The organism is Melghiribacillus thermohalophilus, from assembly GCF_004342905.1.
GTDB classification, from domain to species: Bacteria; Bacillota; Bacilli; order Bacillales; family Alkalibacillaceae; genus Melghiribacillus; species Melghiribacillus thermohalophilus.
Map to the genome: position 1 here is coordinate 27,437 of NZ_SMAN01000001.1, position 21,771 is coordinate 49,207.

Here is a 21,771-nt window from a genome sequence, read left to right on the forward strand (position 1 = left end):
ACTCGCCGATTGACAAGCCGACAGGCGAAGGCAGAGGCGTAGTTGCCCTTATCTATCTCCCATAAAAATCATGCCCACTACGTCGATTATACTTCATCGCTGGCATGAGATCGGAAGATAGGGTAAAGAAAACTCGCCGATTGACAAGCCGACAGGCGAAGGCAGAGGCGTAGTTGCCCTTATCTATCTCCCATAAAAATCATGCCCACTACGTCGATTATACTTCAGCGCTGGCATGAGATCGGAAGATAGGGTAAAGAAAACTCGCCGATTGACAAGCCGACAGGCGAAGGCAGAGGCGTAGTTGCCCTTATCTATTTACCTTACACATCATGCCCACTACGTCGATCAGACTTCATACTTGATCAAATTATAAAGGCTGGCACAAACGGAAAGTGTGTCAGCCTTTATTCATGGTAAGAGATAATGGATCTAATAGAGATCGTTCAGCCAGCTGCCTGGTCGCATCTTTTACAGCAATTTTTACATGTTCATAGGTTAAACCGCCTTGAAAAAAGGCTATGTAAGGCGGTCTGATCGGTCCATCTGCGGTTAACTCAAGACTGGCTCCCTGTATGAATGTCCCCGCAGCCATAATGACTTCATGACTATATCCGGGCATAGGGCTTGGGTATGGTGTCACATGGGAATTCACAGGTGAGGCTTTCTGAACAGCCTGACAAAAAGCTACCATGGAATCGGCATTCGGAAATTTAATCGATTGAATTAAATCTGTTCGCCTATCATTGCTGGAAGGCTCGGTTCTAAGCCCCACTTCTTCTAAACATGCTGATGTGAAATAAGCGCCTTTTAACGCTTCGCCCACAACATGTGGAGCTAAAAACAGTCCCTGAAACATTTCCCTTAATGTATTTAAATTAGGCCCGGCTTCCTTACCAAGTCCCGGTGAAGTGAGACGGTTGGCACAGAGCTCTATGAGTTTCTTTTTGCCGGCCAGATAACCTCCTGTTCGAACGATCCCGCCACCGGGATTTTTAATTAAAGAACCTGCCATAAGATCAGCGCCGACATCGGTAGGCTCCATTTCTTCAACAAATTCACCGTAACAATTATCCACAAAGAATATGCTGTCCGGTTTGATCCCTTTTACAAAATCAATCATTTCCTTAATCTCATGGACAAAAAATGAAGGACGGTCTGCATACCCCCGGGAGCGCTGGATCGCGATCACTTTTGTACGGTCATGGATTTTTTTCTTGATGCCGTCAAAATCAACTCTTCCCTCCCCAGTTAATGGCACATATTGAAACTGGATGCCAAAATCCTTCAGAGATCCTGTGTCACTACCACTTCCTACTATGACTCCTTCCAGAGTGTCATATGGTTTTCCGGTTATATACAGCAATTCATCCCCTGGACGCAATAAGGCGAAAAGAGCAATCGTAATAGCATGGGTACCTGAAATAACCTGGGGGCGAACAAGGGCATCTTCAGCAGAAAATACGTCGGCATAGACGTTTTCCAGTGTTTCACGGCCAAAATCGTCATAACCGTAACCGGTCGATTCAGAAAAGTGGCTGTCACTCACATGGTGTTTTTGAAAAGCATTCAACACTTTTCTCTGGTTATATTCAGTTATTTTCGATATATGTCTGAACTGATCCCGGATTTTTTCTTCTGCCCGTTCTGCCAGATGTTCCAATTGGTTCATGTTCATATTTTTCTACTCCTTCAACTGCTGATATATTGGATGTTCAGGGTTCACATAACCTGAAACTCGATAAAGTTCCTGATCTTCGATAATATCCCTGGACTCCACTATGGTATGTTCTTTAAGCTGATGGACCAACTTCCCGTTTTTTATCGGTATGTTCTTTTCGTAAAAAACCCATTGTTTTTTCAGGATCTTTTCAATCGTATGCTTGAGCTCCTCCACATCCTCTTTGTCCAGTGCGCTTATCTTAATGAATGGGTGGGATACGGGTGTATAGGGCCTACTGATGAATTCCTTTTTATTGTATACAGTGAGTGTGGAAATGTGATCAGCATCAAGCTCCTTCAAAAGCCCATAAACGGTATGTTCATGTTCAGGATAGTCCTTGGCGGAAGCATCAACTACATGCAGTATTAAATCGGCATCAGAGATCTCTTCCAGAGTTGAACGGAAAGCAGCAATCAATGTCGTTGGGAGATCTTGAATAAAACCAACTGTATCTGAAATAATGGCCTGAAATCCTCCCGGCAGGCGAATCTTTCCTGTCATTGGATCCAGTGTAGCGAATAGCTGGTCCTCTTCCAGAGAAAATCGTTCCGTTAATTGATTAAAAAGGGTCGATTTTCCGGCATTCGTATAACCAACAATCGCTATTTGAAAGGCATGGTTTTCTTGTCTTCTCAGTCGATACTGTTTCCGGTTATTGACAACGGTCCGAAGCTGCCGTTTAATTTCGGTCATTCGCCGGTGAATATGTCTGCGATCCGTTTCTAATTTCGTTTCTCCAGGACCCCTTGTTCCAATACCGCCACCGAGCCTGGAAAGCTCAACCCCCTTGCCATAAAGACGGGGAAGCAGATATTGAAGCTGAGCCAGTTCCACCTGCAGTTTTCCTTCTTTCGTCTTTGCACGCGCAGCGAAAATATCTAAAATAAGTTGTGTTCGGTCAATGACCCGAACGTCAACGGTTCGGGAAATGTTACGCAATTGTGCTGGAGACAGCTCATCATTAAAAATGACAAGATCAATATCCCGGTCATCGGCTAATTGTTTGATTTCTTGAAGCTTTCCGCCGCCTATATACGTAGAAGGGTGGACAGCTAACCGTTTTTGTGTGACAATTTCAACCACTTTCCCCTTTGCGGTTTCGGTTAAAGATTGCAATTCCTTTAGAGATGATTCAAACCGTTCTTCATCATCTCCGTTCAAATAACACGCTGCCAGCAATACCCTTTCCTTTTGCTCCATAATACGCTCCTTCTGTTCTTCGTTTTCTCATGCCTTATGATTGTATTATAACCTGTTTTCCTCCGTAAAGTGAAAATCTTCTTCCGTTAAATACAGCAGATCTGAGGGGCGAAATAAATTTTTTGCCACCAGCCGAAATGCCTGTCTCCGAATCGCCTGTTCGATCATGTTGCGGATATATCTTCCATTGGATGTAGATAGTTTTTGTTCCCTTTTCATCTGATATAAATGTATGCGTATTTTTTGTATGGCGCACTTAGAAAGTCGATATTCCTTCTGTCTCGTTATCATTTTTGCAATTTCGATGAGTTCGTCTATGGTATAATCCGGAAAGTGATAGATGATTGGAAACCGGGATTTTAATCCAGGATTTAAGTATAAAAAATGATCCATTTCTTCTGGATAACCCGCCAGGATTAAAACAAAGTCCTGATAATGATCTTCCATATGCTTGACGAGCGTATCGATTGCTTCCTTCCCAAAATCTTTTTCCCCGCCCCGGGCAAGTGAATATGCTTCATCAATAAATAAAACTCCCCCGAGGGCCTTTTTGACGAGATCCCTTGTTTTTTGGGCAGTATGACCAATGTATTCCCCGACTAAATCAGCCCGCTCGGCTTCTATGAAATGACCTTTGCTCAACAGTTTTATTTCATAAAACAGTTCGGATATTTTTCGGGCAACTGTTGTTTTCCCTGTGCCCGGATTTCCTTTAAACAACATATGAAGCATCTGGGGCTCAGTCTTAAATCCGGCCTGCTCTCTTTTCTGGCTGATCATTACATTCGCATAGATTTCTTTCAGTAAATCTTTCATATCATCCATTCCAATAAACGAAGAGAATGTTTCTTCGATGATTTTGAAGCGATCTTTGAAACCTGTTCCCACAGAAGCGGATGGTTTTTTGGTTGTCTCGACTGAATTTTGATCCTGCAATACAATATTGATTTGACCCTTACGTTTTGCATTAACATCCAATTCACTCACCCCTTACTTACTTTTAATATACGAAAAAAAAGGGGTAATTGTGACAAATGCCCATTAGTATTTTCCTTTAAAAAACGGAGTGAACAGCATCAAAAGAACTCCGGAACATAAGCGGTTGTCTTTCAATGGTTAAGCTTTGAAATGACATTGCTGCACCCGAGGTCATTTCATTTCCAGCTCGATTCACGAACAATTGCACCTCGAATGAACATAGCACCAACCAATAAAAGCTTTATAAAAAAATAGGCGTTGGAATGAGCATTAAATAAGGTGCAGTCACAACGGCCATAATGAAGGCAAATGATTTTGCCTGATGGTCAACAAACCCGGCTTTCAATGCCATTTTTTTGTCGATCAAATATATGGTAACAGCTGCTAAAATAATGGCAGAAAAAAAGGTGATTATACTGAAAATACTCGTGTATATCCAATATACATCAACGAAGTCAAATCCCATGGCCATTAGAAACAACCATGCAAAAGCTGCCAAATCAGCCAGAAAACCCGCCACCCATATAGAGAGGATCAACCTGATAAATGTATTTCTCTCCATTTGAATGTTTGTTAACTTAGAAAAAACCAGTGCAACAGCACTATCAATAATCAGATTGCCCATCAGCATAACCAGCAGGAAAAGAGGGTGTAAAAACAGCAGTGCCCATAATGGAAAAATGATATTACCAGTGACCATTACCCTAACCCTGCAAACTTTTTTATACACGATTTGTAGAATATAAGGAATCACCGCAGAGAAATTCGGATAAACAAAAAACGGATGCTGGATGCATCCGTTTTGTTGGACTTCCCTAATCCTGGCTGATGTTGACGTTCTGAGCCGGGGAAAAGGTAGATATTGCATGTTTAAAGATGAGTTGCTGTTTGCCTTCGGTTTCAAGCAATACCGTAAAATTATCAAACGATTTGATAACTCCCCGTAATTGAAATCCGTTTAACAAAAAGACAGTGACAGGAACACGGTCCTTACGAAGCTGATTTAAAAATTGATCTTGAATATTGACACTTTGAGCCATTCTTTCTTCCTCCTCTTTTCTATCTATATTCCTTATTTCGTGATTTTTTTAAGCATTCCTTCTAATTCATCAAAAATTATTGAAAAATTTTCCTCAGCCGTCTTTTCAGACACCGAATACCAGCGGACATCAAGCTTATTTTTAAAATATGTATATTGACGCTTGGCATATCTCCTGGAATTTCGTTTTAACATTTCGACTGCCTCCTCCAGGGATATGTCACCTTCGAAATAAGGAATGAACTCTTTATAACCGATTCCTTGCATGGCCTGAGTATCTTTGAGTCCCTTCTCATAAAGACGAGTCACCTCATCCAGAAGTCCCTGTTCCATCATTTGATCCACTCTGCGATTAATTCGTTCATATAATTCGTTCCGATCCATTTCCAGCCCAATAAGAATCGGATGGTAAGGTGAATCACTTGTTTGCTCCCGCTGAATTTCCGTCATGGTTTTTCCGGTTGTTTCATAGATTTCAAGGGCACGGATGACACGCCGTATATTATTTGGATGTATTTTTTCAGCGTGCTCCGGATCAATCTCTTTTAATCGCTCATAATATGGTTCCATACCGCGCTTCTCGATTTGTTCTTTTAACTCCTGTTCAAATTGTTCGTTCCGTCGGAGATCCGTAAATTGGAAATCATATAATGCCGCATGAATGTAAAAACCTGTACCCCCGGCTATGATCGGGAGGTTTCCCCTTTTATGAATCTGTTGAATATGACGTTGTACCATCTGTTGAAATTCATATACCGAAAAAGATTCATCAGGGTCTTTTATATCGATCATATAATGGGGAATTCCCTGTTTTTCGTTTTCGGTGATTTTGGCAGTCCCGATATCCATTCCCCTATAGATTTGCATAGAGTCTCCACTGATCACTTCTCCGGAAAACCTTTTTGCCAGTTCCACACTCAGTTTTGTTTTTCCTACAGCTGTCGGGCCAACCACAGCTACAACTGGTATTTTCATGACGCATCACACCTCAATATAAGTTTATACAGGATAAAGGATGCTAAACCAAACCATACCCGAATATATCAGAAAACCATGAGAAACACGCTTTAGATCAGAAAGACACTGGTGGACACAGAAAAAGCCTGGAAGAAACCCGGCTTTTTAGAAAATAGAAGCCAGCGACGGCTTCGATTTATTCCTGCTACATGACCCGCTTAAACATTTTTTCAAGTTCATATTCGGAAAAGAAGATGATAATGGGTCTTCCGTGGGGGCATGTATATGGTTCATCACATGCCCGTAAATCATTTAATAATCTGGCCATTTCATTTTTATTTAAATAATGGTTTGCTTTAATAGAACGTTTACAGGACATTAGTGCGGCAGCATCGTTTCGAAGCTTCTTCAAATCAATCTTCTGGGTTTCCAGAATCTGATCAACCAATTCCCGAATGGTTTCTTCCTCTTCTCCTTCGGGAAACCAGGCTGGATGAGACCGTACAATAAAGCTGTTTTCCCCAAAGGGTTCCATAAACAGGCCGATTTGATTCAGTTGTTCCAGATGATCCTGCAAAAATAGAGCTTCTTTTCTTGTAAAATCCAGGGTAATCGGTACAAGCAATTCCTGAATGTCCTCCGTGGGACGGGATAATTGTTCCCGGTAATATTCATATTTAATCCGTTCCTGGGCTGCATGCTGATCAATAATATATAGTCCTTCTTCGTTTTGAGCAAGGATATAGGTTCCATGCAGCTGCCCAATCGGTTCCATTTCAGGAATTCTACTGTTTTCGTCTCTGGTTTCATTCCCCTGTTCCGTATTTTTTTGACTTTCTTCTAAATCACTTTGCTTTTCAACTGGTTCCTGGTGGGATTCTGTTTTTCTGGATACATGTTTGATTGCATTTCCATCTTCTCCCTGGATATCATCTTCTCTGGCATTTGATTCTTTTATGCGATCCCATTGATTCCACGTGGGTTCTTCCCGTTTGTTCCTTGTGTCTTGTGACGATGATGACTGATCAAAGGAAAAAGAAGGCTGATAGGACGGATGTCTCGGTTTGACTGTTTTCTTTCCCTCAGGGATTAAACGTTCGTTTTTCAAGGCAATATATACGGCTTCTTTAACCGCTTCAAACAATTCCCTTTCTTTGCTGAATCTCACTTCAAGTTTTGCCGGATGAACATTGACGTCAACTAAATACGGATCCATCTGAATCTGAAGAACTGCCAGCGGATATTTTCCAATGGGCAAAAGGGTGGAATACCCTTCAATAACTGCCTTATTCAATAGATGACTTTTGATATATCGTCCATTGATGATCGTGGAAATATAATTTCGGTTGGACCGGGTAACTTCCGGTTTTGCCACAAATCCATCAATTGTGAAATCAAGCGTTTCTGACTTTACAGCGACCATCTTCTTTGCCGTCTGAATGCCGTATATCTGGGCACTCACCTGAAGAAGATCCCCTCTGCCAGATGTGTAAAACAGCCGTTTTCCGTTGTGATGACATTCAAAACGGACATCCGGGTGGGATAGGGCCATCCGGTTTAATACGTCCGTAACATGTCCAAGTTCGGTATGGATGGTTTTCATATATTTTAATCGTGCAGGGGTATTATAAAACAGATCCTTTACAGTGATTTCGGTCCCTTTTCTGGCGTCGGTTTTATCTTTCTGCTGAATTTGTCCGCCATCCAGCTGCAACATACAGCCCGCCTGATTACCCGGCGACGTACGGATGGTCAATCGGCTGACAGAAGCAATACTCGCAAGGGCCTCACCCCGAAAACCGAGAGTCCTCACCCGAAACAGATCATCTTCGGTTCGGATTTTGCTTGTTGCATGACGATGAAAGGCCTGAACACAGTCCTCTTCCGTCATTCCTTCTCCATCATCCATGACCTTAATCAAAGAAAGACCCGCCTCCTCCAGCTCCACTTTAATCCAACTGCTGCCTGCATCAATACTATTTTCTACCAGTTCTTTCACCACGGAAGCGGGGCGTTCAACCACTTCGCCTGCTGCAATTTTATTGGCCAGTTTTTCCGGCATTAACTGTATTTTTCCCACGGTTTCCCCTCCTTTTATTTCAATTTTTTCTGAAGTTTATACAGTTGATTTAACGCATCAAGGGGGGTCATTTCCAACAAGTCCATTTGCTTCAGTTCGGAAATGATCTGTTTTTCAGCATTTGAAACAGAAGGTTTTTGATCGTGTTCCTTTTCTTCCGTAAAGAAACTTAATTGTTCGGCAGCTGCTGCAACCTCACTTGCTGATGATGTATCTGTCTGTTCCAGATCATGTAAGATCTGATTGGCCCTTTGAATCAGTTCCATGGGAAGTCCTGCCAGTTTGGCAACATGGATTCCGTAGCTTTCATCGGCAGACCCATCCCGAATTTTATGCAGAAACACCACTTCTCCGTTATGTTCTTCCGCCTTGACATGAATATTTTTTAAACCTGTCAGGGATTCTTCCAGGGATGTCAGTTCATGATAATGAGTTGAAAATAATGTTTTAGCTCCGATGTTTTTATGAATATATTCAATAATCGCCTGAGCCAGAGCCATCCCATCATATGTGCTCGTACCCCGGCCAATTTCATCAAGAAGAATCAAACTGTTTTCAGTGGCGTGGGAAATGGCATGATTGGCTTCCAGCATTTCTACCATAAAGGTACTCTGTCCAGCTACCAGATCATCTGCTGCACCAATACGGGTAAAAATCTGATCAAATATCGGTAGGTCTGCTTCACTTGCAGGAACGAAACAGCCGATCTGTGCCATCAGTATCGTCAGGGCTACCTGGCGCATGTACGTGCTTTTCCCAGCCATATTGGGACCTGTAATGAGCAGAATAAAGTTTTCTGAATCCATGTAAACATCATTTGGGACATAGGCCCCGTCATTCATCACTTGCTCCACAACTGGATGACGTCCATTCTTGACTCTTAAGGTGGCATCTCCGGTAAATGAAGGTTTCGTATATTGATTTTGTTCACTGACAGCTGCAAAGCTCTGCAGTACATCAATTTGGCTGATCTGTTCCGCCAGCTTCTGCAGTTTGGGAATATACCGCTTAATTTGTTCCCGGATCTGAATAAAGATCTCATACTCTAAATCCACACTTTTTTCTTCTGCTTCGAGTATCAAGGTTTCTTTTTCCTTCAATTCCGGTGAAATATAGCGTTCGGCGTTGGTCAGCGTTTGTTTCCGTTCGTACATTCCTTCGGGGAGAAGATGTAAATTCGCTTTTGTCACCTCTATGTAGTAGCCAAAAACTTTGTTGTAACCGACCTTTAATGATTTGATTCCGGTTTTTTCCCGCTCCTTTTGTTCAAATTCCGCAATCCACTTTTTCCCGTTTCTCGATGCATCCCGGTATTCGTCCAGTTTTTCGTTAAACCCATCTTTAATGATTCCTCCTTCTTTGATTGATAATGGAGGATCGTCCATAATACTTTTTTCTAATAAGTCTTTCACTTCAGTGAGGGGATTCATTTCATCAGCAAGCCTGTTTAAGTCATCCTGATTAAAGGAGCGGAGAGTTTCCCTAATAGCCGGTATTTGCCCCAGTGATTTTTTCAATTGAATAAGGTCCCTGGCATTGACGTTGCCGTAGGAGACTCTTCCGGAAAGCCGTTCCAGGTCATAAACCCGATCGAGCGACTCCCTCAATGCTTCCCGTTCTAAAAATTGCTGCATCATTCCCTCTACCTGTGCATGTCTTTTTTCGATTTCCTTCCGATCCAGCAGGGGCCTGTCCAGCCATTTTTTTAAAAGCCGGGAGCCCATGGCGGTTACCGTATGGTCCAGTACCCATAATAGGGAACCCTCTTTTCCTTTTTTGCGGATCGTCTCCGTAATTTCCAGGTTTCGTTTTGAATATAAATCCAGTTTCATATAGTTCTGGATCTCGATGTAAACAGCGGGCTGCATGTGGGACAATGAACGTTTCTGGGTACGCAAAATATATTGAAACAAACGGCCAAATCCTTCTTGTAGTCGGACTTCGTTTATATTGTTCAGTAAATGCTGATATTCTTCAGGAATAGCCGTTTCATCCTCAAAGGATACGGTAACCTTCATCAGCTGGAGTAGTGACTCTTTCCAGGTTTCCGAAAAATCAGAAGGAACCACAATTTCCTTGACCGGAAGGTTGTATAATTCACTGACTGCTGCATCCCAGCCATCTCTTACAAAGGAGACACTGTTTTCGCCGGTGGTTAAATCATTATAAGCAATAACAAATGTATTTTCTGGAAACGGGGTAATGGAAACGAGATAATTGTTTTCCTTTTCATCGAGCATCTGATCTTCCATAACTGTACCTGGAGTGATCAGTTGTACGACCTCGCGCCTGACGACACCTTTGGCCTGTTTCGGGTCTTCCACCTGCTCACAAATCGCCACTTTGTAACCTCTATCAATCAATGTTTTGATATAATTCTGGGCAGAATGATAGGGAACCCCACACATCGGAATTTTTTCTTTTCCTCCATCCCTCTGTGTCAGGGTAATTTCTAATTCTCTGGATGCTTGAATGGCATCATCGAAAAACATTTCATAAAAATCACCAAGTCTGAAAAACAAAAATGCATCTTTATAATGTGATTTTATGTTTAAATATTGTTGAATCATCGGCGTATATTCGGCCATAGTTGATCCCCCATCAAATACGTAATATCTGACATATACGACTATCATTATATCATAGATAAAAAGATACCTTGAAAAGAAAAAAGCCTGGCAATTGGCCAGGTTGTTAAGCATTCATATGAACCGTCTGCATACCAGGATCCTGCCTTACAAAGTTTAATGTTCGCTGCTTTCTTTGCTCTCAGGCTCAATATCAAGCAATTCCTGTTCCAGATCATCAATTTCAAAATCCTCGTCATCAAAGGAATGATCGGGATCAATCTTTGCGACAATTTTGGTTTCTCCTATAACCTCCACTAAAAATTCCCGCTCCACTTCTACAATCACTTTATGACCGTTTTCGGAAATTTTACATTCAAGGCAATTGGGCTGTTGAATCGCCCTGGCAATGACTTCAAGGTCATCGGTGATACAATTTTCATCCTTGACAGCAAGCGGAACTTTATCGAGATAGGAGACTTTTTCCGTTACAACTTCTGTTTTTGTGTTATCGTTATACGAATACCACATATTAATATCATAGTGTCCTTTTACCTCCACAAAATCCCCTTTCTTCCTTGCTTCATAGTGATGGTTAATGACCCAGCAACCCAGAATGCTTGAAGGACGATGTGCAGGAGAGACCGTGTGGGATGCTTCTGTAAATTTCTTTCCCTTCCCACATACTGCTTTTGTAATAATTTCCCGGTAATCTTTGTCAAAATATGACATAGGTGTAACCTCCTTCATGTATCTTACAAAATACTTTATTCATGACATTCGCCCGAAGTGCATCGAAGGAAAAGGTGTACTGCAGGTATATTTTTCACAAGACAGCCGTCTAATAAAGTCTATGCATTTGCCCAATAAAATGTGTCATCAACTTCATATTTCAAATGGGAATTAGTGAGCCAGGATCATCGATCATCTCAAAATTTTAAAAGGTCTTCCTCTATGAAAACAGGATGCAGATGTGTTTGTTCTACATAGCTATTCGGATATGCAGCCGGGTCACCCGGTAGTTCATGTTGAGCCAGGCCCTATAGGCACTTCTCTCATCGTCACGTGACGAACCAGCGTATATACTGTTACGAAGTTTCACCATGATAAGGGATCCTTTGAACAATAAAAAATGCGTAATTAGGTCTTGCACCTAATTACGCATTCTTGCAAACAAATTAGTGACCGCAGGTAGAATTCGCCTTCCTGGAACCCGTTTCCCCTTTCAGCAAATCGCCGCCTGTGGAACGAATGATTTCATTTGTAACTTCCCGGGCAATGGTGTTGGTGATCATTTGCAAAATGTCATTAATGACTAACTGAGAATCTTTAAATTCCTGTACAACCGGAATGGAATCCAGTTCATGTTCAAGCCGGTCCAACTCGGCCTCGACCTTTTTTAATGCTTCTGTTTTCCCGTAATGCTGGAAGTTTACCGCCTGTTTTTGCAGTGCTTTTATTTTTTTGATTAACAGCTGTATTTTCTCATTTTCATTTAGTTTAGCCTCAAGCTGTTTAAACCTTTCTACTTCATCTATATTGGCTAGCATTTTCGCCAATTTTTCAGCTTCCTCTACTACCTGTTTTCTTGTATATTCAGCCATATTAGTTCACCTCCACTGCTTCCTCGACCATTTCTCCATCCAATGTCCATGTCTTGGCGTTTGTAACTTTGACTTTTACAAGCTGACCAATGGCTGACTTTGGTCCTTTAAAATTGACAAGTTTATTTTTCTGTGTATATCCTGCTAATACATCCGGGTTATTCTTGCTTTCCCCTTCCACGAGCACTTCTACTACGTTTCCTTCATATTTTTTCATCGCTTCTCTGGACTGTTTATTGACCAGTTCATTTAAGCGATATAGACGTTCTTTCTTCACTTCCATCGGAACATTGTCCTTCATGCGGGCTGCTGGTGTACCTTCCCTTGGAGAGTAAATAAAGGTGTATGCTCCTTCAAAACCAACTTCTTCAACCAGAGACAGGGTATCTTCAAACTGTTCCTCCGTCTCATTCGGGAAGCCCACAATAATATCCGTTGTCAGGGCAACGCCTGGAATCGCTTCTTTGATTTTTCTGACGAGTTCCAGGAAGCTTTCACGGGTATATTTACGCGCCATTAATTTCAAAATTTGATTGTTTCCGGATTGTACCGGCAGATGAATATATGGCATCAAGTTGCCGCCCTTAGCCAGAACTTCAATGAGACGGTCGTCAAAATCCCGCGGGTGAGAGGTTGTGAATCTGACCCTTGGAATATCGATTTTACGGATTTCATCCATTAAATCCCCAAGACCATAGTCCATATCCTCAAAGTCTTTTCCGTAGGCGTTGACATTTTGACCAAGAAGCGTGATTTCTTTATAGCCCTGAGCGGCCAGCTGGCGTACTTCCTGGATAATATCTTCCGGACGGCGGCTTCTTTCTTTCCCGCGGGTGTAAGGCACAATACAGTAAGTGCAGAATTTGTCACATCCGTACATAATGTTCACCCATGCCTTGATATGGCCCTGTCGTGCCTTTGGAAGGTTTTCAATAATGTCCCCTTCTTTGGACCAGACCTCAACCACCATTTCTTTCCCGAACATCGCTTCTTTGATGAGTTGAGGAAGCCGGTGGATGTTATGGGTGCCAAAGATGAGATCGACATACTGATACTGCTTCAAAATTTTATTGACTACGGATTCTTCCTGGGACATACAGCCGCAGACGCCAAGAATTAAATCAGGTTTTTCCTGTTTCAGAGGCTTTAAGTGACCAATTTCGCCAAACACTTTATTTTCTGCATTTTCACGGATGGCACATGTATTGAGTAAAATAATGTCGGCGTCTTTTGTATCTGTTGTCGGCTCGTATCCCATGTCCATCAGAATTCCGGACATCACTTCCGTATCATGTTCATTCATCTGACAGCCATAGGTACGGATGAGAAATTTTTTGCCCCTTCCAATTCCTGTGAGATCTTCGGGGATATGAAAGTCTTCGTGATACGTTACTTCCTCTTTCCCCCGCTTTTTCGCTTTTTTCAAATCAGGGGCCTGAAATGTCGTCTGGAAATATTTCATAAAATCTTCCGGTTTTTTATTTTTTAAACGCTCCAGGTTATCCTGAACGGATTTTTTGTCCGCGGGATTCACCTGTTTAATTTGCTGTGTATGTTCTTTTCGCTGTTTTTCGTTCATTTGCGAAGCTCCTTTCAGTTGATTTACAACTTTTAATTATAACATCTAACATCCGTTATAACCATAATGAGTTTGGATTTAACCATTTTCATCGTGTTTTCTGTTTTCCTTCATATTCATGTTCAATTGAGGGATGTACACGACAATAATCATCACTACAGCCTCCTGGTGGAATAATGGTTCTTCTCTTTGCAATCCAATCATACAGAGTCTGCCCAAAGCCAAGCCATATGGTTAATTGTAACAAGGGTACAAGAATATAATACCGGGGGATGCGCCGGCAAATTTCCCGAAAGGAGTAAATGCCGGAATAACGCCTGTTCCGAAGCAGATCTATGCAAGTCATCCTCTTTTCTGCTTCTTTCGGATCTAGATTGTAGTCCTGGATCCTATATTCATCCCGGATACTATAAAAACACAGTCTGTTCCTCCTATCAGCCTTTTCCAGTTGATTCTTTGCCTTTATGCAAAGGGGGCACCAGCTGTCATAAAAAACGAGAAGCTGATTGTTATGTTTCATGTAAATTTCCTCCCAAATACTAGTGTATCGTTTAACAGGAAAATGTTCCAATATAAAATATGCCTCCTGTCCGAATACAGGAGGCTTGGGCCTGATTACATAAACTCAGTCATTAATTGTTCGAAGCTTTCTTTGCTGATTTTCAGATCGTGATCTTTCAGCGGTGTATTTGTATCAAAACCTGGTACCAGTTCTTGATAAGATTTTTGTTCTTTATTCTGGTAGATTAAGCCAGTGACCAGACCCTTATGTTCCATCAATGTTTTCATTGCAACGGTTCGATCATGAGGGTCATAGCCATCGATATCAGAAAGTTTAATCAGATTTTCTTTAAACCAGTCATAGGTATTGACCTTATTATAGGTAACACAGGGACTGAAGACATTAATTAAAGAAAATCCTTTATGTTTAACCCCTTCTTCAATTAAGCTTGTTAAATCCTGAAGATCACTGGAAAAGCCCTGAGCCACAAAAGTCGCACCCGCTGAGAGAGCCATTTCCATTATGTTAACCGGCGATTCAATGGAACCTTCAGGTGTACTTTTGGTCTGAAAACCAAATTCACTACGTGGTGATGTTTGCCCCTTTGTTAAACCATATACCTGGTTATCCATCACGATATACGTAATATCAATATTTCTTCGAATCGCATGGATGGTATGCCCCATTCCGATGGCAAATCCGTCACCGTCACCGCCTGCAGCAATCACCGTTAAGTTATTGTTAGCCATTTTGACGCCCTGGGCAAGCGGCAGCGCCCGGCCATGAATGCCATGAAAACCATACGCGTTAATGTAACCGGAAATTCGCCCGGAACAGCCGATTCCTGAAATAACGGCCAGATCTTCCGGCTCTAATCCCAGATTGGCAGCTGCACGCTGAATGGATGCCTGGACGGAAAAATCTCCACATCCTGGACACCAGTTCGGCTTGACTTTATTGCGGAAATCTTTAAATGTGGCCATTTATAACAACCCCTTGCATTCTTTATAAATTTCACCTGGCAAAAACGGCGTACCGTCATATTTCAAGATATGTTTCATTTTATCCCCGAAACCGATGTTCATTTTAATCAGGCTGGCAAGTTGACCTGTGTGATTGTGTTCCACTACGACGACCTGTCTTGCTTTTTCGACCAGCCTTCTTAACTCGTCACCGGGGAACGGATGAATTAAGCGGATATGGGCATGGTTCACTTTATATCCGTCTGTTTCTAGCCTCTCCATGGCTTCTTCAATCGCACCTCTAGTTGACAGATAGCCAACCAGCAACACATCAGGCTCTTCATGTTTTTCATTTGTATGGATCGGAGTCGGGAAGCGTTCAGGCAGATGATGAATCTTTTTTAAACGTTTATCCATCTGTTTTTTACGGTTGTCCGGATTTTCAGACGGCTTGCCTGTTTCGTCATGTTCCACTCCGGTGACATGGAAGATGCCGTTTTTCGTACCCGGAAGCAATCTTGTGGAAATTCCGTCTTCTGTTACTTCATAACGTTTGAAGTATTCGCCCTTTTCCAGTTCAGGTAAATCTTCATCCCCAAGAAGTTTCCCTCTGCGAATCTCAATGCGGTCATAATCAAGGGGTTCTACCGTCTGTTTTCCCAGGGAAAGCTGTAAATCGGATAAAAGAATAACCGGACATTGATATTCTTCAGCATAGTTCAATGCCTCGACGGCATCATAAAACGCTTCTTCTACCGTACTTGGGGCCATAACAATTTTGGGTATTTCTCCGTGGGTACCGTAGATCATGGCCATTAGATCGGACTGTTCCTGTTTTGTCGGAAGCCCTGTACTTGGTCCTCCGCGCTGGGTGTCCACAATGACCAGGGGAGTCTCTGTCATTCCTGCAAGACCAATCGATTCCATCATTAACGATAGACCCGGACCGGCTGAAGCGGTAATGGCCCTTACCCCGGCGTAATTGGAACCAATTGCCATCGTAGCGGCTGCCATCTCATCTTCTGTCTGAATAACCGTTCCGCCATAATCAGGCAGATGTTTGATCATATATTCCATAATTTCAGATGCAGGTGTAATCGGATAGGCCGACATAAAACGGCATCCTCCCGCGATGAATCCCATCGAAATCGCATCATTTCCAATCATAAACAAACGTTTTTTTCCATCTGCCTCTGCCAGCTCCATCATATTCAAAGCATCAGGATGATGTTCTCTGACATAGTTGGCTCCTTCTCCAATGGCCTTCATGTTCATCTCTACGATTTTTTCACCTTTTTTGCCAAACGTCTGTTCCACCACTTCCCGAAATGCATCTGTGTTTAAACCGAGTATCGCACTGGATGCACCTACCGCGACCATGTTTTTCATTAAAGATGTTCCAAGTTCCCTTGCGATATCAGAAAAAGGTACAGCAATCAGCTGCACACTTGATCCTTCAGGAATAGAAGGCTTAAATTTTGCATCAGCAAGAACAATCCCTTTGTCGTGGAGTTCATGAACGTTCACATCAATCGTTTCCTGATCAAATGCTACTAAAATATCTAAGTCATCCTGTATCGTCCTGACTTGATTAGTAGATACGCGAATCTTGTTATTCGTATGCCCTCCTTTAATTCGAGAAGAAAAATGACGATAACCATAAAGATAATAGCCAAGCCGGTTTAAAGCGGTTGCAAAAATTTCCCCGGTGCTTTCAATTCCTTCACCTTGCTGCCCGCCGACTTTCCAGGACAATTGATTAATCATTTACGACACCCCTTAATAAATTTACAATACTACCTCATCATAGAATCATAGTCGATCCAATAGTACAAAAAAATACAATTTACGTACTCTTATCATAGTCCTCCCTCTGGCAAAATTCAAGTAATCTACTGACTGACAAGACTGCTGGAATAAAATGTTCAAACAAAACTATTTTATGTATTGATTGGACTTGTGATTATACCTGCATGCAGGTTTTTAACATGTAAGGTGTATATTCGATCATGATATCGTCCTGCAGAACATTGCTGAATAACCAATGAATAACCCCCTTACCCCCACTGGCGATATGATAATCTTTTTTAAAGACCTCATCCCTACAGCCCTGTTTATGAATATAACGAAGGCACGCTAAAACATATGAGCATTACAGACGATGATAGTGGCCCAACCATCCTGTTCATCTTCAGCATGCTCACAGTCCCTAAAACGGGCTTTTTTCTGATATGGCAAAAATAGAACCTGTTTGCCATGAAAGCAAACAGGTTCCATATGTTTTTTATCATCTAGGTTCAACAATCAATTTGATTGCTGTACGCTCTTCGTTATCAATCATGATGTCGGTAAAGGCAGGAATGCAAATTAAGTCAACACCACTTGGAGCTACGAAACCTCTTGCAATCGCTACGGCTTTTACCGCCTGGTTTAGCGCACCAGCTCCGATCGCCTGAATTTCAGCTGAACCCCGCTCTCTCAATACGTTCGCAAGGGCTCCTGCTACAGAGTTAGGATTTGATTTTGCTGACACTTTTAATATTTCCATTACTAGTTCCTCCTTATTCTTCTAAAAATTGTTCCATATTTACTATATTCATTATTTATTATATAATTCCTCTTTATTATGAACTAATTTTTTGAAAAATTCAAATATTTATTGGAAAAATGGGTGATCATCATTGATCAAAATCCGCTGAATGTGATCGGCAAGCCCCGATGTTTCATTAATATGAATAAATACTGCTGATAATATCGTTCTTCCCTGTTCCGGTATTTCAAAACGAACTGGCATACCCGTCAAAAATTTTCGTATGACTGCACCTGTCTCTACCCCTAAAACACTATCATAAGGCCCGGTCATTCCCACATCTGTTATATAAGCCGTTCCTTTCGGCAATATACGTTCATCGGAAGTCTGAACATGGGTATGGGTACCGACCATGGCGCTCACCCGTCCATCCACAAACCAGCCCATTGCCTGCTTTTCACTGGTAGCTTCGGCATGAAAATCAATAAAAATATATGGAGTTTTCTTTTGAGCTTCTTCAATTAATGTTTCAGCTTTGCGGAACGGATCATCCAGAGGGGGAAGAAATGTCCGCCCCTGAAGGTTAATAACCGCAAGCTTTCTTCCCTTGACTTCATGAAAAAGCATGCCTTTTCCCGGTGTATCAGGAGGAAAATTTGCCGGACGAACCATATGATCAGCTTCATCAATAAACTCAAAAACTTCCTTTTTATCCCAGGTATGATTGCCCAGAGTAATGACATCGACACCCCATTCCAGCAAATTTTTATAAATCTTTTGGGTGATTCCTTTACCGTGGGCAGCATTCTCGCCATTGACAATCGTTACATCAGGCTGAAATTTCGTTTTTAATATTTCGATGTTTTCTTTTATCATTTCTCTTCCTGGCTTTCCAACAATGTCTCCGATGAATAATATCTTCATGTCCATTTCCTTTCTCTAACGTCCCATCTTCTTTCAGTTTCACACATAAAAAATCATCTGTCAAAAAGAAGTTAGCATGTATATTATATAATAACCAATGATTGCAATAAAATAAGCGGCCAAAATTGGCCGCTTATTTTGCGTATTCAACTGCTCTTGTTTCCCGAATAACGGTAACTTTGATATGACCCGGATAATCCAGTTCTTCTTCGATTCGTTTCCGGATATCCCGTGCCAATCCTACCGCCTTAGCATCATCAATTTCGTCTGGTTTAACCATAATGCGAATTTCCCGGCCGGCCTGGATAGCAAATGACTTTTCGACGCCTTCATAGGAATCGGAAATTTCTTCGAGTTTTTCCAGCCGCTTAATATAATTTTCAAGGGTTTCACTGCGGGCTCCTGGTCTGGCAGCGGATAAGGCATCTGCTGCCGCAACAAGAACCGAAATAATTGATGTTGGTTCTTCATCGCCATGGTGTGAAGCGATTGAATTAATCACAACAGGGTGTTCTTTGTATTTTTTCGCCAGTTCCACACCAATCTCAACGTGACTTCCTTCCACTTCATGATCCACCGCTTTACCGATGTCGTGAAGGAGTCCTGCCCGTCGAGCCAGCACTTCATCTTCCCCTACTTCTGCAGCGAGCAAGCCAGCTAATGACGCAACTTCCATCGAATGTTTTAAAACATTTTGACCATAGCTTGTCCGGAATTTTAGACGGCCTAAAATTTTAATTAAATCAGGATGTAACCCGTGTACACCGATATCGAAGGTGGCCTGTTCACCAACCTCGCGGATATGTTCATCTACCTCTCGGCGGGCTTTTTCCACCATCTCTTCAATCCTCGCCGGGTGAATCCGTCCATCCTGAACAAGTTTTTCAAGGGCCAGTCTTGCTGTTTCTCTTCGAATTGGGTCGAATCCGGATAAAATGACAGCCTCCGGTGTATCATCGATGATCAAATCAATACCGGTCAGCGTTTCAAGAGTCCGGATATTTCGGCCTTCACGACCGATAATCCGACCTTTCATTTCATCATTCGGCAAATCAACTACAGATACCGTTGTCTCTGCCACATGATCAGCAGCACAACGCTGGATTGCTGTAGATAGAATCGTTTTTGCCTTTTTATCCGCCTCTTCCTTCGCACGGTTTTCTGCTTCTTTTATCATCAAGGCCGTTTCATGGGCAAGCTCTTTCTCCGTACGTTCCAGTATGATCTGTTTAGCCTGGTCAGGTGTATATCCGGAAATGCGTTCAAGCTCAGCCTCTTGCTGCTTGAATAATTCTTCCACTTTGCTTTGCATTTCTTGAACTTGTTGTTGTTTTTCAGCAAGTGCATCTTCTTTTTTTTCTAACATGAGCTCGCGCTTATCCAGTGTGTCGCTTTTTCTGTCTAAGTTTTCCTCTCTCTGCATCAGACGATTTTCTTGCTTTTGGATTTCCATACGCCTCTCACGTAGTTCACTTTCCGTTTGCTGTCTCAGGCGATGGTTTTCATCTTTCGCTTCCAAAAGGGCTTCACGCTTTGCTGCTTCAGCGTTTTTCCGGCCTTCATCAACGATCTGTTTCGCTAATTCTTCAGCACTGGAAATTTTCGCTTCGGCAATTGACTTGCGGATTAAATAACCAACAACAATACCGACAACAAGGGCAAGCAAAATGGAGATGATTAGGGTGACGATTTGATCCATTGTCTCACCTCCTCTTGCTATAACTTTTACTGGTTCATTTAAGTCGGCATTACATTTTCATTTCAAAAAATAAAAAAAAGATGTTTGTGAAAATGAAAATTATACATATTAATTTTAAGCGTGACAATTTTTATTGTCAAGAAAACGTCAAATTTAGCAAGAAAAGCCTGTATCTTTCATTCCCTTTATGACTGTTATCGTATCATTTTAATTCAGACAGGATCGTGAGCAAATCACATAACAGGCGAGCTCCATTCATCATCCCTGAACTATGCGCTAAGAGCTGCTTTACAATAAGTAAACCCCCTGCCATCCGGCAAGGGGCGAATACATTCTGCCATAATTACCTGGCTCTTTTATGCATCAAGGGTTTCCTGCTGTTCTTCCATATCTTCTGTCTGTTCTTCCGTACCGATGTTGTAATGCTTACGGATCTCCTGATAAATTTGCTGACTCATTTCTTCATTTTCCTGAAGGAACTGCTTGGCGTTTTCCCTGCCCTGACCCAGTTTTTCACCATTGTAGGAGTACCAGGAACCGCTCTTCTGAACGATGTCCAGTGCAGAGCCCATGTCCAGGATTTCGCCTTCTCTGGAGATTCCTTCCCCATACATAATGTCCACTTCCGCATTTTTGAAAGGAGGTGCTACTTTATTTTTTACCACTTTAATTTTCGTCCGGTTTCCAACCATTTCATTGCCCTGTTTTAACGTTTCTGCCCGGCGCACTTCCAGTCTGACGGAGGAATAGAATTTCAGAGCTCTCCCTCCAGGTGTGGTTTCAGGATTTCCAAACATCACCCCTACTTTTTCGCGGATCTGGTTAATAAAAATCGCGATGGTTTTGGATTTATTGATGGCGCCTGACAGTTTCCGCAAAGCCTGGGACATCAGACGGGCCTGCAAGCCTACATGGGAATCCCCCATCTCTCCTTCGATTTCTGCCTTTGGAACTAATGCTGCAACAGAGTCAATGACAATAATATCGATGGCACCGCTGCGAACAAGTGCCTCAGCAATTTCCAGCGCCTGCTCACCAGTGTCCGGCTGGGATAATAGAAGTTCCTCGATATTGACACCTAAATTGCGTGCATAGACAGGATCCAGCGCATGCTCCGCATCAATAAAGGCAGCCTGTCCACCTGCCCGCTGAGCTTCAGCAATGGCATGCAGGGCAACTGTCGTTTTACCGGAAGATTCTGGACCGTAAATCTCTACAATACGCCCCCGGGGATATCCGCCTACACCAAGTGCAACGTCCAGGGCAATGGATCCCGAAGACACAGTGGAAACTTGCTGATCTGTTTTTTCCCCAAGTTTCATCACAGATCCTTTTCCAAATTGCTTTTCTATTTGTCTGAGGGCCATGTCTAAGGCCTGTTTTCGTTCGCTCAACATTCTTCCTCCTTTTATCAATCTATCACTATC

At 42.2% G+C, this 21,771-nt stretch carries 18 protein-coding genes; all 18 read right to left on the minus strand.

The window, feature by feature from the left end; all coding sequences use genetic code 11:
- Positions 1 to 400: 400 nt before the first annotated feature.
- The 18 genes from EDD68_RS00150 to recA all read right to left on the minus strand — a co-directional run bounded on the left by EDD68_RS00150 (position 401) and on the right by recA (position 21,738).
- Entirely contained in the window at positions 401 to 1,678 is a 1,278-nt protein-coding gene (locus tag EDD68_RS00150; RefSeq protein WP_132369936.1) for a methionine gamma-lyase family protein, read from the minus strand.
- Between the two features lie 6 nt (positions 1,679 to 1,684).
- Positions 1,685 to 2,923: a GTPase HflX gene (hflX, locus tag EDD68_RS00155; protein ID WP_132369938.1), complete on the minus strand. Its 1,239-nt coding sequence runs from the start codon at positions 2,921 to 2,923 to the stop codon at positions 1,685 to 1,687.
- A 45-nt stretch (positions 2,924 to 2,968) separates the two neighbouring features.
- Entirely contained in the window at positions 2,969 to 3,910 is a 942-nt protein-coding gene (locus tag EDD68_RS00160) for an AAA family ATPase (protein WP_424399135.1), read from the minus strand.
- Between the two features lie 232 nt (positions 3,911 to 4,142).
- A complete protein-coding gene (locus tag EDD68_RS00165; protein ID WP_132369942.1) occupies positions 4,143 to 4,631 on the minus strand; it encodes a hypothetical protein in 489 nt (162 codons plus the stop codon).
- An 85-nt stretch (positions 4,632 to 4,716) separates the two neighbouring features.
- Positions 4,717 to 4,941, minus strand: a complete 225-nt coding sequence (gene hfq, locus EDD68_RS00170) for an RNA chaperone Hfq (RefSeq protein ID WP_132369944.1) — start codon at positions 4,939 to 4,941, stop codon at positions 4,717 to 4,719.
- A 32-nt stretch (positions 4,942 to 4,973) separates the two neighbouring features.
- The gene (miaA, locus tag EDD68_RS00175; protein WP_132369946.1) at positions 4,974 to 5,915 is read right to left on the minus strand and encodes a tRNA (adenosine(37)-N6)-dimethylallyltransferase MiaA; all 942 of its coding nucleotides are present in this window, start codon (positions 5,913 to 5,915) and stop codon (positions 4,974 to 4,976) included.
- A gap of 187 nt (positions 5,916 to 6,102) precedes the next feature.
- A complete protein-coding gene (gene mutL, locus EDD68_RS00180) occupies positions 6,103 to 7,977 on the minus strand; it encodes a DNA mismatch repair endonuclease MutL (protein WP_132369948.1) in 1,875 nt (624 codons plus the stop codon).
- Between the two features lie 14 nt (positions 7,978 to 7,991).
- Complete coding sequence (mutS, locus tag EDD68_RS00185) at positions 7,992 to 10,565, minus strand: DNA mismatch repair protein MutS (protein WP_132369950.1); 2,574 nt, start codon at positions 10,563 to 10,565, stop codon at positions 7,992 to 7,994.
- 156 nt (positions 10,566 to 10,721) lie between these two features.
- A complete protein-coding gene (cotE, locus tag EDD68_RS00190) occupies positions 10,722 to 11,276 on the minus strand; it encodes an outer spore coat protein CotE (RefSeq protein WP_132369952.1) in 555 nt (184 codons plus the stop codon).
- Positions 11,277 to 11,722: 446 nt separating this feature from the next.
- Positions 11,723 to 12,148: a YlbF/YmcA family competence regulator gene (locus EDD68_RS00195; protein ID WP_132369954.1), complete on the minus strand. Its 426-nt coding sequence runs from the start codon at positions 12,146 to 12,148 to the stop codon at positions 11,723 to 11,725.
- Position 12,149: 1 nt separating this feature from the next.
- Complete coding sequence (gene miaB, locus EDD68_RS00200; protein ID WP_132369956.1) at positions 12,150 to 13,727, minus strand: tRNA (N6-isopentenyl adenosine(37)-C2)-methylthiotransferase MiaB; 1,578 nt, start codon at positions 13,725 to 13,727, stop codon at positions 12,150 to 12,152.
- Positions 13,728 to 13,815: 88 nt separating this feature from the next.
- A complete protein-coding gene (locus tag EDD68_RS00205; RefSeq protein ID WP_132369958.1) occupies positions 13,816 to 14,247 on the minus strand; it encodes a thiol-disulfide oxidoreductase DCC family protein in 432 nt (143 codons plus the stop codon).
- Positions 14,248 to 14,342: 95 nt separating this feature from the next.
- Positions 14,343 to 15,212 carry a 2-oxoacid:ferredoxin oxidoreductase subunit beta gene (locus EDD68_RS00210; protein ID WP_132369960.1) on the minus strand — a complete coding sequence of 290 codons (870 nt, stop codon included), beginning with the start codon at positions 15,210 to 15,212 and terminating at the stop codon, positions 14,343 to 14,345.
- Complete coding sequence (locus EDD68_RS00215) at positions 15,213 to 16,958, minus strand: 2-oxoacid:acceptor oxidoreductase subunit alpha (RefSeq protein ID WP_132369962.1); 1,746 nt, start codon at positions 16,956 to 16,958, stop codon at positions 15,213 to 15,215. It lies immediately after the preceding gene.
- 520 nt (positions 16,959 to 17,478) lie between these two features.
- Entirely contained in the window at positions 17,479 to 17,739 is a 261-nt protein-coding gene (gene spoVS / locus EDD68_RS00220) for a stage V sporulation protein SpoVS (protein ID WP_044157499.1), read from the minus strand.
- Between the two features lie 108 nt (positions 17,740 to 17,847).
- On the minus strand, positions 17,848 to 18,645 hold the full coding sequence (locus EDD68_RS00225; protein WP_132369964.1) for a TIGR00282 family metallophosphoesterase: 798 nt from the start codon (positions 18,643 to 18,645) through the stop codon (positions 17,848 to 17,850).
- A 133-nt stretch (positions 18,646 to 18,778) separates the two neighbouring features.
- Positions 18,779 to 20,344 carry a ribonuclease Y gene (rny, locus tag EDD68_RS00230; RefSeq protein WP_132369965.1) on the minus strand — a complete coding sequence of 522 codons (1,566 nt, stop codon included), beginning with the start codon at positions 20,342 to 20,344 and terminating at the stop codon, positions 18,779 to 18,781.
- Between the two features lie 356 nt (positions 20,345 to 20,700).
- Entirely contained in the window at positions 20,701 to 21,738 is a 1,038-nt protein-coding gene (gene recA, locus EDD68_RS00235; protein WP_132369966.1) for a recombinase RecA, read from the minus strand.
- Between the last annotated feature and the right edge of the window lie 33 nt (positions 21,739 to 21,771).